Origin of the sequence: Williamsia muralis NBRC 105860, assembly GCF_001598915.1 — a bacterium.
Lineage (GTDB): Bacteria > Actinomycetota > Actinomycetes > Mycobacteriales > Mycobacteriaceae > Williamsia > Williamsia muralis.
The window spans coordinates 117,512-131,023 of the sequence record NZ_BDAP01000006.1; the positions used below are offsets into that span (position 1 = coordinate 117,512).

10 protein-coding genes and 1 pseudogene are annotated in these 13,512 nt (G+C 66.0%); 6 read left to right on the plus strand and 5 right to left on the minus strand.

The features are described 5' to 3' along the window. Positions 1–2 precede the first annotated feature (2 nt). Positions 3–1,181 carry a serine/threonine-protein kinase gene (locus WIMU1_RS20705; protein ID WP_062800030.1) on the minus strand — a complete coding sequence of 393 codons (1,179 nt, stop codon included), beginning with the start codon at positions 1,179–1,181 and terminating at the stop codon, positions 3–5. A gap of 192 nt (positions 1,182–1,373) precedes the next feature. Here WIMU1_RS20705 and imuA' point away from each other — a divergent pair, with 192 nt between their 5' ends. From imuA' to WIMU1_RS20720, 3 genes and pseudogenes are all read left to right on the plus strand, one after another. Further along, positions 1,374–2,189 carry a DnaE2-dependent mutagenesis accessory factor ImuA' gene (imuA', locus tag WIMU1_RS20710; protein ID WP_243404372.1) on the plus strand — a complete coding sequence of 272 codons (816 nt, stop codon included), beginning with the start codon at positions 1,374–1,376 and terminating at the stop codon, positions 2,187–2,189. Further along, positions 2,190–3,788 (plus strand): DNA polymerase Y family protein, encoded by a 1,599-nt coding sequence (locus WIMU1_RS20715; protein ID WP_062800034.1) that lies wholly within the window; start codon positions 2,190–2,192, stop codon positions 3,786–3,788. A gap of 251 nt (positions 3,789–4,039) precedes the next feature. Then, positions 4,040–4,486: pseudogene (locus tag WIMU1_RS20720) on the plus strand (LLM class flavin-dependent oxidoreductase); the annotation flags it as partial. Positions 4,487–4,507: 21 nt separating this feature from the next. Here WIMU1_RS20720 and WIMU1_RS20725 read toward each other — a convergent pair. The 3 genes from WIMU1_RS20725 to WIMU1_RS20735 are packed head-to-tail and all read right to left on the minus strand — an operon-like array spanning position 4,508 to position 7,382. After that, positions 4,508–5,050: a DUF1697 domain-containing protein gene (locus tag WIMU1_RS20725; RefSeq protein WP_062800035.1), complete on the minus strand. Its 543-nt coding sequence runs from the start codon at positions 5,048–5,050 to the stop codon at positions 4,508–4,510. Further along, positions 5,050–6,315 carry a serpin family protein gene (locus tag WIMU1_RS20730; protein ID WP_147431396.1) on the minus strand — a complete coding sequence of 422 codons (1,266 nt, stop codon included), beginning with the start codon at positions 6,313–6,315 and terminating at the stop codon, positions 5,050–5,052. Before WIMU1_RS20730 ends, WIMU1_RS20725 begins: the two co-directional genes overlap by 1 nt. Next, complete coding sequence (locus WIMU1_RS20735; RefSeq protein WP_062800279.1) at positions 6,312–7,382, minus strand: alanine racemase; 1,071 nt, start codon at positions 7,380–7,382, stop codon at positions 6,312–6,314. Before WIMU1_RS20735 ends, WIMU1_RS20730 begins: the two co-directional genes overlap by 4 nt. Positions 7,383–7,658: 276 nt before the next feature. Between WIMU1_RS20735 and WIMU1_RS20740 the strand changes: the two genes are divergently transcribed. The 3 genes from WIMU1_RS20740 to WIMU1_RS20750 all read left to right on the plus strand — a co-directional run bounded on the left by WIMU1_RS20740 (position 7,659) and on the right by WIMU1_RS20750 (position 12,999). After that, positions 7,659–10,946, plus strand: coding sequence for an error-prone DNA polymerase (locus tag WIMU1_RS20740; protein WP_062800038.1), 3,288 nt, complete (start codon positions 7,659–7,661; stop codon positions 10,944–10,946). 249 nt (positions 10,947–11,195) lie between these two features. After that, the gene (locus WIMU1_RS20745; protein ID WP_062800040.1) at positions 11,196–12,509 is read left to right on the plus strand and encodes a reverse transcriptase family protein; all 1,314 of its coding nucleotides are present in this window, start codon (positions 11,196–11,198) and stop codon (positions 12,507–12,509) included. A 70-nt stretch (positions 12,510–12,579) separates the two neighbouring features. Next, complete coding sequence (locus WIMU1_RS20750; RefSeq protein ID WP_062800042.1) at positions 12,580–12,999, plus strand: hypothetical protein; 420 nt, start codon at positions 12,580–12,582, stop codon at positions 12,997–12,999. A 36-nt stretch (positions 13,000–13,035) separates the two neighbouring features. Here WIMU1_RS20750 and WIMU1_RS20755 read toward each other — a convergent pair whose 3' ends face one another. Then, positions 13,036–13,500, minus strand: a complete 465-nt coding sequence (locus WIMU1_RS20755) for a tRNA (cytidine(34)-2'-O)-methyltransferase (RefSeq protein ID WP_023962068.1) — start codon at positions 13,498–13,500, stop codon at positions 13,036–13,038. Positions 13,501–13,512: the final 12 nt, after the last annotated feature.

Sequence of the window (13,512 nt, forward strand, 5' to 3'; positions counted from 1 at the left end):
GTCTAGCGGATCAGTGCGATGAGGGTGACCGCGATGGCGGCGAGCACCACGAATGCCAGGAACACCGCAGCCGCGAGAGCGGCGTGGCGGGGCGGAGTCTTCTCGGGTTGTTGGTCGAATCCGGAGAACGCCGGCCGTGAGTGCTGGGTGACCTGCCACGACTCGCCGACACCCGAGGTCGGGTGGGCCCGTCCGGCAGTGGCCGGTCCCGGAGCTGCCGGGAGGCCTGACTGGGTGGTGGTCGGGATGCGCCGGGTGGCTGGCCGAGGGGGGAGGGGCGCGATTCGTCGATCCAGCGGACTGGTGAGGATCTGTGCGGTGTTGCCGGCATCGCCCGCGGCGATCTGGGCAAGCCGGTCGCGGATCCCGGCCATCGTCGGCCGGCGGGTCGGGCTCGGCTCGAGCATGGCGAGCAGAGCACCCTCGAGGGCTCCGGCCCGCTGGGGCCGGATGATCTCGCCGCGGGCGACCTTGTGCAGCAGCACCAGGGAGTTCTCGTCGAGCCCGAACGGCGGCTGACCTTCCACACAGGTGTAGAGGGTGGAGCCGAGCGAGTAGACGTCGGAGGCCTCCGTCGGATCCTCGCCACGGGCGACCTCGGGTGCGAAGTACGCCGGGGTACCGGTGATCACACCGGTCTGGGTGAGCTGCACATCGTCCTTGGACCGCGAGATCCCGAAGTCGGTCAGCTTCACCAGCCCGGCGTTGCGTCCTTCTGCGATGAGGATGTTGCCCGGCTTGATGTCGCGGTGCATGATGCCTGCGTTGTGGGCCTCGGCCATGGCGTCGGCCACCTGGGCACCGATCTGGGCCACCTGCTTGACGGGCATGGTGCCGGTTTGATGGAGGATCTCGGCGATGCTGCGCGAGGGCAGGTACTCCATCACCAACCAGGGTTCGCCGGCGTCGAGTGCCACGTCGTGCATGGCGATGGCGTTGCGATGACTCAGCCGGGCCGCTATCCGGCCCTCACGCATGGCTCGCTGTCGCATCTCGGCCGCGGAGTCCTCGGTCATGCCGGCCACCGACAACACCTGCTTGATGGCGACCTGCCGGTCGAGGAGTGTGTCGTGTGCCAGCCAGACGGCGCCCATGCCACCGCCACCGATCTTCGAGCGCAGACGGTACCGCCCGGCAACCAGATAATCGGGGCCGGGAACGCGGTAGGAGGAGGCGCTCATTGGTCTGACCTTAGTGGACTCCTGAGACTGGAGTGGGTGGTGTGCCGGGCGAGGACGACTCGCCCGGACGACGCGCCGAAGCGTATTGACGCTTGTCGGAGTGCTGACCTACATTCGAAAAGAATCGAAAATGTGTTCGAGTCAGACCGGTGGTTGCAACTTCCCTGCGCCACTTCCCCCTTGGTGGGGAGTATGGACAGGGGTGCGATGCAGACCATGGAGACAGCTCCGGACAAGGCGCAGAAGCTGGCGATGTTGCGGCAGACCCTCGCTGCTGCCACCACTCGATCAAAGCCCGAATCCGTTGTGCCACAAAGACAGATGTCGGCGGTTGTCAATGAGCAGGAGAAGTACACCGACCGCGAGAGGCTGGCTGTCCCGCCGGCTCTCGAACGGGTGCTCCCCGGTGCCGGGCTGATCCGTGGTCAGGTGTTGGCCCTGGAGGGTGCACGGTCGCTGCTGTTGTCGCTGATCGCACAGGTCAGTGCCGACGGCGGTCATGTGGCGGTCATCGGTCAGCCGCAGCTGTGTCTGCTCGCGGCGGTCGAGATGGGGGCCGACCTGTCCCGGATCGCGGTGATACCCGACCCCGGGCCAGATCCGGTGGAGATCGCCGCGGTGCTGCTCGATGGACTCGACCTGGTGGTGGTGGGCCTCGGTGGTATCTCGGTGCCACCCTCGCGCAGCCGGGTGGTGATGGCCCGCGCTCGTAGCAAGGGCGCGGTGCTGGTGGTCACCGACGGCACGTGGTCGGGAGCACATGTGAAGTTGCAGTCGCGGGTCTGTGCGTACCGGCATCAGCCCACCGCCCACCAGCCTTCCGCTGTGCGGCGTGGTTACGGCCGCCTCGGAGGTGTCTCACTCGCGGTCCGTTCACACGGACGCGGATTCGCCGGAGCCGATACCCGGCTGGACGTGATGCATTGCGGCGACCGGGTGCAGCTCGTCGATGTGGTCGACTCCCAGAGCAATTCGTACGATGCTCCTTCGCTGCCGGTGGCGTTGTAGATGAGTGATCGGGTGTTCGGGGTCTGGTGCCCGGATTGGCCGGCCGTCGCCGCGGCGGCAGAGATGGATCTGTCGCCGGATCGTCCGGTTGCGGTGCTGCGGTCCGGCCGCGTGATCGCCTGTTCTGCCGCGGCACGTGCGGTGGGGGTGCGGCGGGAGATGCGCAAACGCGATGCCCAGGCGCGGTGCCCCCAGCTGACCGTGACAGATGCGGACGAGGGACGTGATGCCCGGTTGTTCGAACCGGTGGCCGCCGCCGTCGCCGAACTGATCCCGATGGTCGAGGTGTTGCGGCCGGGACTTCTGGTGCTGCCAGCCCGTGGGGTTGCGCGCTATTTCGGTGGTGAAGAGGCGGCGGCCGAGAAACTCACCGACGTTGTGTCTGCCTGTGGCATCGAATCCCAGGTGGGTATCGCCGACGAACTCTTCACGGCGATCATCGCTGCTCGGCACGGCAAGGTGGTACCTCCGGGCGAGGGTGCGGAGTTCCTTGCGCCGCTGCGTATCTCGCAATTGTCGGTGGAGCCCAGCATGTGTGCCGACGATCGACCGGCCCTGGTCGATCTGCTGTGGCGGATGGGGCTTCGAACCATCGGAGCCTTTGCCGAACTGTCGTCCACCGATGTCGCCACCCGCTTCGGGGCGGACGCGATCTTCGCGCACCGCACGGCTCGGGCATTGCCGCAACGCCCGCCGTCGGGGCAGGCGCCGCCACCGGACCTGGTCGTCGAACATCGCTGCGACCCACCGGTGGACCGCGTCGATGCCGCCGCCTTCATCGGCAGGCGACTGTCCGCCCAGCTGCACGATGTATTGGCCGCGGCGTCGGTGGCCTGCACGCGGCTCACCGTGCAGGCCACCACCGAGAGCGGTCGTGAGTACTCCCGCACCTGGCGCTGTGCACAGCCGCTGACCCCTGACGCGACAGCTGACCGGATCCGCTGGCAATTGGAGGGGTGGCTTTCCGGCCGCAGCGCCGCCGACCGCCCTGATGGGCCGGTGGTGATGTTGCGTCTCGATCCGGTGGAGGTGATCGGCTCGGGCGCGATGCAACTCGGGCTCACGGGTGGGGGATTGGCCGGAGGAGACGGAGAAGTGGCCGAGCGGGTGCGCCGGGCACTGGTGCGGGTGCAGGGGTTGCTGGGAGGCGAACGCGTGCAGGTTCCGGTACGCAGTGGTGGCCGTGGGCCCGGGCAGCAGATCACCCTGGTACCCCTCGGGGACGAATTGGTGGCCCAGGCCGACCCGGATGCCCCCTGGCCGGGGCAATTGCCGGGACCGTCGCCCTCGGTGCTGCCGATGGCACCGGTGACCCTTCTCGACGCCGAGGACTCCCCGGTGCAGGTCACTGCCCGAGGCAGTTTCAGTGCCGATCCGGCCAGTCTGACCTGGGGTCGGCGCAGTTGGTCGTTGAGCTGGTGGGCGGGGCCGTGGGCCACCGACGAACGGTGGTGGGCCGCAGGGCCGGGTGATGGTGGCGGTGGTGTCGATGTGCATGTCGGGACATACGCCAGAGCGCAAGTGCTGCTGGAGGATTCACGAGCACTATTGCTGCACTATCAAGATGGGCAGTGGACCGTCGAAGGTGTGTACGAATGACGCACGGTACGCCGCGCGGCGGATGTGCGGCCTTGTTTCACCCAGGGTGACGAGAACACTTGGACAGTCCGTCGTTCCCGACTTCGATGGCAGCGAGCGCCTTCCGGCGCCCTCTCGACACCCGAAGGACCTGATACCGATGAGTCGTCAACTGCACCTGGGCGGATTCCTGATCGCCTCGCCCGTCACCCATTCCCACGCCGCATGGAGGCACCCGGGCTCCACGACGGAATTCTTCTCGCCCGAGCACTATCACCGTGTCGGTCGCATTCTACGACTTCTCGCAGTACGACCTCGACGCCCCATTGGAAGACATCTCCGTCTCCGGGACGCAGGGACTGTTCGATGTGGCGAGGCGGCTGAGTGAACGAGACAGCCTGACGCTCCGTGACATCGGCAAGCTCTACGCGCAGGGAGTGCTGCTGCCGCAATTCGTGGGTACCGCTTCCGATGTGGCCGATCAGATCGAGGCCGGGTTCACCGGGGGAGAAGCCGATGGCTACATCGTCTCCACGGCCCAGACACCGGGAACGTTCAACGACTTCGTCGACTATGTGGTTCCCGAGCTCCAGCGTCGCGGTCTGTTCCGTACGGAGTACCAGGGCAGCACGTTGCGCGAAAACCTGGGGCTCGGGCATCCGGACGAAGACCTGCCCGCAGACATCCGCGAGCGGTCACTGGTACCCGCTGCAGGCTGACACCCTGCAGCGCAGGGCAATTCACTGCAGCTTACGTAAGGTGTTGAGGTTCCGGTTGGTGAGGAACCAGCCGGAATCCGACTTCTTCTTCGATCCCGTGCGTTTACCGATCACGCTGTCGAGGGTGTCGCCTTTTCGTACCTGCCAATACAGCACCGATTCGCCTGCTGCGATCTGTTCCTGCTGCGGATCGAGTTCGCCCGCGATCGCGGCGACGACGTCGACCTGAGCGGGGTCGGAGTAGAAGACGACATATGCGTGCCAGTCGTCTCGTTCGGGGAATGGGTAGGCGTCGATGATCGCAGTGAGCCTGTCGACAGGCACCACAAGAACCCTTGCCGCGTAGCCGAATCGGTCGGACAAAGCCTTCTCGAGTGCAGCGGTGAGCCTGTCCACGTCGGTACTCGGTGACTCGAACAGCACATTGCCGCTGGCGAGCACTGTCTTGACGTTCGTGTGCCCGAGCGCTTCGACGCAGGCCTTGAGATCGGCCATCTTGATTCGGATGCCACCCACGTTGACACCGCGCAACAGGGCCGCGTATCGGTGCGCCGTCCGCGCCATCAGACCCTCCCGGGCTTGTTGATCGATCCGAGGAACAGCGGCAAACCCGTTGAGGTGTCGATGATCTGGTACACGAATGGCCGGTCGGCGACGAAGAGTTCCATCTGCTCAGGGGGCATCGCGGTCACTCCGGCATCGATCTGGGTCGCCGACGCTGCCACCGTGCCTTTTTCGCCCACCGTGATGGTGCTGTCCTGGGCGGCGGCCGTGACGAGCAGCTGGGGGCTGATGCCGTTCAGATCGGCAGCGTCGGTGAACAGTTCCCGGACGCCGAGCCCTTCGAGCACGGTCTTGAGATTCACCGAACTCTCCACCTCCCATCGCGGCAGGCTCACCGACACCGAGGTGGTGGGCGCCGAACGCAGCTGTGTGCTCGCCCCGGACAGCACCTGCTGGTCGAGTATCGTCCTCACGTCGCGGCCCTCGGGCAGAAACACCTGCATGGCCAGTCCGTCGGAATAGGGCAGTTGCACACCGGTCCACCCCGCGCCGGAGACCCAGCCGGCCGAGACCGTCTTGCGCATCATGTTGACCTCGTCGACCGATCCGTCTGCGGAGGTGAAATCGGTTGGTGTAGTGGAATCCGGTGAGAACGGCTGTTGCCACGCGGCTGCGAGGTAGACGGTCGAGAGGAGGCTGATCACCGTGTCCGGGTTGTAGTCGGTGGGGGTCTCGAGGATCTTGCCCCCGGTGTTCACCGCCAGCCACTTGTCGATGGCGGATTCGGTGTCAGGCGATGTGAAGTCCACCGGATACACCCCGCTGTCGAAACGGCTGCCGAGTACTTCGAGGTATCCGGCGCCGACCTCCACCGAATCGTCGATGAAGATTCCGGCAGCCTGATGGAACACCGGTGGGGTGGGGGGTTTGTCCTCGTCGACGCCGCCGGGATCACCGTCGAATCGATCGAGCTGTCCGATCAGCGCCGCACTGGCATCGTCGTCCTGCTGACCGATCACCGCATCGAGTTCGGCAGCGGTGGTGCCACCCGCGCCCGCCCGCAGCATCTGTAGTGCGATCATTGCGCTCCACGGTGAGATCACTTGATTGTCCGAGAGGTCGGTGCCCCGCAGCACGTCGACGCCGAACCCGGTGGTGTCGACGACCATGGTGTCTGCCGTTTCGCGCACTTCGTCGACGCCGATCTGGTCGAAGCGGACTCCGGAGGCCTTGGTCAGTTGTGCGGTCACCGCCTGCTCCGTTTCCCGGGCACAACCGGCCACGGTCAGGGTGATGATCAGCATCACCGTCCACAGGGCTCTCACGAGTTGGCTCCTCGTGCGCTCACCCGCCACGGCGTCACCTCACCGGCGAGGTCGACCACCATCAGCTCGTTCGCGAGATTGACTGCGGCACAAACGTGATTGGGCGCCACCTGGACCCGGTCTCCCACCTCCGGCCGCGACTTCGAATTGGCGAAGTCGACGGTGGCGTGGTGTTCGGACAGTGCGATGACACGTGCGTCGGGATAGGTCGGCAGACGGCCACCGCCGCTGACCCACGCGGGCTGGTCTGCTCCCAGAACCTTGCTGCCACAATCGAGTACCACTTTGCCTGCTTCGCGGTGGACGACCGTGGTGACCGCGGTGAGCGCCACCTGCGCAAACGTGCAGATACCCAACTCCACCTGCTGGGCATCACCGAACACGTACACCCCCGGCCGGATCTCGGTGAGCACCGAAGGATCCGCCTCGCTGGCCGAGGGCGTTGAACCACCACTGCGGATGACCGGATCGATACCGCCGTTGCGCAGCGACTGGGCTGCCATGGCAAGGGCTCCGGACTCTTGCCTCGCCACCCCGGCGGGACGGCCGGGTTGGTAGCTGTGTCCGGGAAAGGTGAACGCGCCGAGCACTTTCAGTCCTGCCGCCACCGCACGGTGTCCGACATCGCCGGCGCGCTGAGGATGCACCCCGGTCCGGTGATGACCGCTGTCGATCTCGACGAGCACACGCGCGCCGGGCAAGTGCTGCGCCAACTGCCCGGCGCCTGCCGCCGAATCCACGGTCAGGAGCACCTCGGCCTGATCCATGACCCGGCGAAGTCGCTGCGCCTTGCTCTCGGTGACCCAGAGCGGATAGGCGATGAACAGATCGGTGATGCCCGCCGCCGCGAACACCTCGGCTTCGCCGATGGTGGCGACGGTCAGCCCGACCGCTCCATGCGCGATCTGACGGTGGGCGAGTTCGGTGCTCTTGTGGGTCTTGGCGTGCGGGCGCAGCGCCAGACCCGATCCGGCGGCGAACTCGGACATCCGTGCGAGGTTGGCGTCGAGAACGACGTCGTCGACGGCGAGAAACGGGGTGTCCAGGGCTGCGGTGGCAGTGAGCACCCTGTTGTCGGGGCCTGAGTCGACACTGTCGGTGTGGGTCACCGCGCCGTGCCGTTGAGGTGTGTGAGGGTGCGGCCGGCTGCTGTCGAGTGTGGCGAGGGGTGTTGTCTCCGGCCGCTCGGGCCACCGACATCGCGGTGCATCATGTGGGTCAACAATGCCAGAGTCGGGTCACCCGTGCCGACATAATCGGCTGTCCGGGCCGGTCCGTGGTGAGCGCTGAGAGCCGGCAATTGCCGGGCTTGTTCTTCGAAAACATGTTCGATACGGTGAGGTGTGGGTTGGCACAACGGCCCTCCGACCTGGTCGGAGCTGGAACGGGTTCTTTCCGGGCGGCCGCATGTCGGCGGCCGATCCGGCGAGACCTTTGCCGGCGACGGTGGCGACAGTCCGGCGTGGTCGCGTAAACGCACGCCCTACGAGGCCGGCGAGTTACGACGAGGCAAGTCGCAGGTCCGGTACGCCGAACTGCACGCCCACAGCTCCTACAGTTTTCTCGACGGGGCCAGCAGTCCCGAGGAGATGGCAGAGGAAGCGCATCGGCTGGGCCTCGAAGCCTTGGCGATCACCGACCACAACGGGTTCTACGGTGTGGTGCGTTTCGCCGAGGCAGCCCTGGAATGGAAGCTGCCCACCGTCTTCGGCTCCGAACTCTCGCTGCTGCGTGATGCCCCTCGCACCGGTGTGGCCGATCCGGACGGTTCGCATCTGCTGGTCCTGGCCCGGGGCCAGGAGGGCTACCGCAGGCTGTCCCGGCAGATCGCCGCCGGACACATGGCGGCAGGTGAGAAGGGACTGCTGCGTTTTGACGTCGAGACGTTGGCAGGGGCCGCGGACGGGCATTGGCTGATACTCACCGGATGCCGAAAAGGAGCTGTGCGCCAGGCATTGTCGTCGAGCGGGCCGGATGCCGCCGATGCTGCGCTCGGTGAGTTGATCGACCTGTTCGGCCGCGACAACGTGGCCGTGGAACTGACCGCGCAGGGGATGGCCGATGACGACGAACGCAACGCGGTGCTCGCGGGGCTGGCCCGGCGCAATCGGGTGATGACGGTGGCGACCACGGGCGCCCACTTCTCGGCGCCACATCGCAGGCGGCTGGCGATGGCGATGGCCGCGGTGCGTGCGCGCCGCAGTCTGGATGAGATGGATGGCTGGCTCGCGCCCCTCGGGGGCGCCCACCTGCGCAGCGGAGACGAGATGGCGCGGCTCCTCAGTGCTCACCCCGATGCCATCGACAACGCCGCGATGCTGGCCGGCGAGCTCGCCTTCGGATTGCACCTGATCGCACCGCAGTTGCCGCCGTTCGACGTACCCGAAGGGCACACGGAGAGTTCGTGGCTGCGAGAACTGACCGCACGCGGGGCCACCGAGCGGTACGGCACGCCGCAGAGCCATCCCAAGGCGTATGAGCAGATCGAGCACGAACTCGATGTGATCGACACCCTCGGGTTCCCGGGCTACTTCCTGGTGGTCGAGGACATCGTCAGGTATTGCCGCGACAACAACATCCTCTGCCAGGGCCGCGGCAGTGCAGCCAACTCGGCGGTGTGTTACGCACTGGGGATCACCGCGATCGACCCGGTCGGCAACGATCTGCTGTTCGAACGATTCCTGTCGCCCGCCCGCGATGGCCCACCCGACATCGACATCGACATCGAGTCGGATCTGCGAGAAGAGGCCATCCAGTACGTGTACCGACGGTACGGGAGGCAGAACGCCGCTCAGGTCGCCAATGTGATCACCTATCGGGGCAAGTCGTCGGTGCGGGACATGGCTCGCGCACTGGGGTATTCGGTGGGGCAGCAGGATGCCTGGAGCAAACAGGTGCATCGATACGATGCGGCGAAGGCCAACGAACACGACATCCCCGACGATGTGGTCGACCTCGCCAATCAGATCAACGGCATGCCGAGGCATCTGGGTATCCATTCCGGCGGCATGGTGATCTGCGACCGGCCGATCGCCGACGTCTGTCCCACCGAATGGGCCAGGATGCCCAATCGCAGTGTGCTGCAATGGGACAAAGACGACTGCGCTGCCATCGGTCTGGTGAAGTTCGACATGCTGGGTCTGGGAATGCTGTCAGCCATCCACTACGCCATCGACTTCCTCGAGCAGCACCGCGGCATCCATGTGGACCTGGCGAAGATCGATCTGACCGAAAAAGCCGTGTACGACATGTTGTGCAAAGCAGACACCGTCGGGGTGTTCCAAGTGGAATCGCGGGCGCAGATGGCAACGCTGCCACGGCTCAAGCCACGCAAGTTCTACGACCTGGTGGTGGAGGTGGCGCTCATCCGCCCCGGGCCCATTCAAGGTGGGTCGGTGCACCCGTATATCCGGCGTCGCAACGGATTGGAAGAGCCGACCTGTGAACACCCTTCGATGGAGGCGGCACTCGCGCGAACGCTGGGGGTGCCGCTGTTCCAGGAACAGTTGATGCAGGTTGCGGTGGATGTGGCCGGGTTCAGTGCCGCAGAGGCCGACCAGTTGCGCCGGGCGATGGGGTCGAAGCGATCGCCGGAGAAGATGAACCGGCTACGCGGCCGGTTCTACCAGGGGATGGAGGATCTGCACGGCATCACCGGGGAGATGGCCGACCGCATCTTCGAGAAGATGGCAGCGTTCGCCAATTTCGGTTTCCCGGAGAGTCATTCGCAGAGTTTTGCGTCCCTGGTGTTCTACTCGTCCTGGCTCAAGCTGCACCACCCGGCGGCCTTCTGCGCGGCGTTGATCAAAGCGCAGCCCATGGGCTTCTATTCACCACAGACGCTGGTTGCCGACGCCCGGCGCCACGGCGTCGCCGTACATGGTCCTCACATCAACCTGTCGCAGGTGGACGCCGATCTGGAGAACGACGGACTCGACGTGCGCCTCGGGCTGGCGTCGGTGCGGTCGATCGGTACCGAGTTGGCCGAGCAGATCGTCGAGCAGCGCTTGACCGGTGGCCCGTTCACGGGCGCAGCGGACCTGTCCCGGCGCACGGATGTGAGCACCAACCAGCTCGAGGCCTTGGCCACGGCCGGGGCATTCGACTGTTTCGGCATCAGCCGACGGCAGGCGTTGTGGGATGCCGGTTCGGCAGCTCAGGAGAAGTCCGATCGGCTGCCGCTGCATGAGAACAGTGCTGCGCCGGCACTTCCGGGGATGAGTGAGGTGGAAATGGCGGCGTCGGACGTATGGGCCACGGGGGTCAGCCCGGGCAGCTATCCCACCGAGTTCATCCGCCCCCAGCTCGACGCGCTGGGAGTGGTCGCGGCGGCGGACCTGTTGTCGGTGCCCGACGGTTCCCGTGTGCTGGTCGGCGGTGCGGTGACCCACCGGCAACGCCCCGCCACGGCGGCGGGAGTGACGTTTGTGAACCTGGAAGACGAGACGGGGATGGTCAATGTGGTGTGCTCGGTGGGTCTTTGGGCGAAATACCGCAAACTGGCCCAGACGGCGCCCGCCCTGCTGATCCGGGGGCGGGTGCAAAATGCCGAGGGGGCGGTGACGGTGGTGGCCGACCGCCTGCAGCGCATGGACCTCCGTGTCGGATCCCGATCTCGTGACTGGGCCTGACCTGGCCTCGTGACCCACTCGGCGGGATCGGTGGGCCGTTTGATGGATCGCTGCGAGTACCGGCCGGCATTAGCATGACGGGATGCGCGGTGGGCGGGGCGAGAGTGGGTTCTCCGAACCCGTCTCAGGGGCAACCCCTGGGTACATCTCACAGTTGGTATCAGCGTCCGACGCCGGCAGGCACGCTCCGCGTGCTACACGGCGCCGCAGACGAGAGTTCTGGTCGCCCCGCCGCCGCGCATCTGCCTCATGACCACCGACTCGACCCATCCGGGAGACTCCACCGACTCCGCGCATCCTGACGATCTGGGTGGCCTCGGCCCTGAGATCCGGATCCCGGCACGGTCGCTCGACCTGCTCATCAACCGGCTCGAGGTGGATCCGCGGTGGTCGGTCCATGCGCTGGGCGACATGCTGGCGGCCACGACGGCGCCTGCCACGGCCACGGCCCTGCTCGGCCTGCTGCTCGAGAAGTTCCCCGAGAGGCCTGAGCCGGAGGCCGTTCGCAGGGCGCTCTGGTCGATGGTCATCGAGAACCGCAGCCACGTCTTCGGTGAACTGCCGACGCCCGAGATGACGTTCGCTCTCACTCCGCTGGCCGACGCCACCGATGTGGCGCGCTGGCTCGGTCTCACGGTGGGCGAACTGGAGTGGTTCGCCGATCGGGGTCTCTGGCTACGCTCGAAAAAGACTGCGCTCGCCCATTATCGGTATGTCACGATCCCCAAACGCGACGGCGTCAGGGTGATCGAGGCGCCAAAACCCCATCTACGCGAGATCCAGCGCCGGATACTCCGGGAGATACTCGATCGCATCCCACCGCATCGCGCGGCGCAGGGATTTGTCGCGGGCCGGTCCACGGCGAGTTTCGCCTGGCCACACTCCGACCGCAACGTGGTGTTGCGGGTCGATCTGCGGAACTGCTTCCCGACCATCACCTCGGCGCGGGTGCGCGCGGTTTTCGCAGCTGTCGGATATCGGCGGACATCCCGGCTCTTGTCCGAGATATGCACCACCGCAACACCTCCCGATGTGCTTCGAGGACTCGACTTCGCCCACGCGTCGCTGCTGCGGGCGCGGCATCTGCCGCAGGGTGCCCCGACCTCGCCGGCCCTGGCCAACCTGGTCATGCGCACCATGGACCGCCGGATCTGGGGTTATGCCCGGCACAACAACCTCCACTACAGCCGTTACGGCGACGATCTGGCCATCTCGGGCGACGTCATGGACGCAGGACAGGTGCTCTGGACGGTGCTGCGCATCATCGCCGACGAAGGCTTCACCGTTCACCCCGACAAGACGAAGATCATGTACTCACACCAGCGCCAGCAACTCGCGGGGCTGGTGGTCAACGACCGGCCCAGGGTCGGCCGGGTCGACTACGACAACCTCAGGGCATTGCTGCACAACGCCATTCGCACGGGTGCCCACGCCCAGAACCGCGACGACCATCCGCGTTTCCGCGAGCACGTATACGGCAAGATCGCGTGGATCGCCGCCACCAGCCCATCCCGGCGAAACACGTTGCTGGCCATGGCCGAACGGGTTGACTGGGATCGCTAGCCCAGTGCCGGCAGGGGTGGGCACGTTCGGCGGCCTGTATTTACCGGCTCACAGCGACTAGCCTCGGTAGATGACGCGCAGCAACTATTCGAACAATCTCAACCGCCAGACACCGGGCGCTGTCGAGACCACCGACAGCGAGAACTCGCTGGACACTCAGATCGCGATTGTCTGGGCGCTCGAAGACGGGTGGCAGGGTGCTGACTCGCTGGCCCCGAGCCCCCAAGCCAAAGAGTTCTACGAGATCTACCGCGATGGACTGCCCAGTTCTTACTGGAACGAATCGGCGCCGAGCGCAACCGTCGACGGCGGTTTGCACCTCGGATGGGAACGCAGCGACCACATCTATTCCGCCGACATCCTGCCCGGCGGCGAACTGGTCTTACGGGTGACCGCACCTCATGAGTCGGACAACGCCGAACTCCGACTGGATCAGCCGACAGCAGGGATGCTCCGCCGTTTCGTGATGCGTGGCCTGCCCATCGACTGACGTCAGACCAGCCCGATAGTCAGACCGCCCCGATCGCTAGACCGCCCCGGCGAAACCGTGCTGTCGCCATGCCTCGTACACAACGATGCTCGCCGCGTTCGCGAGGTTGAGGGAACGTCGGCCGGCCAGCATGGGGATGCGGACACGTTCGGTCACGTGCGGGTCGGACATCACCTCTTCCGACAGCCCGGTGGGCTCTGGACCGAACAACAGAACGTCGCCGGGTTGATAGTGGATGTCGGTGTAGAACGTGTCGGCATGGGCGGTGAAGGCGAAAACCCGTTGTGGGGCAAGCGCACCCCAGGCAGCGAACAGATCCTCGTGCACGGTCACCGACGCCATGTCGTGGTAGTCGAGCCCGGCACGCTTCACCTTGGGTTCGGACAGGTCGAATCCCAGCGGTTCCACCAGGTGTAGCTGACACCCGGTGTTGGCCGCCAACCGGATCGCGTTACCGGTGTTGGGGGGTATGCAGGGCTCGTGGAACAGCAGTCGGAACACTCGTCAAGCTTG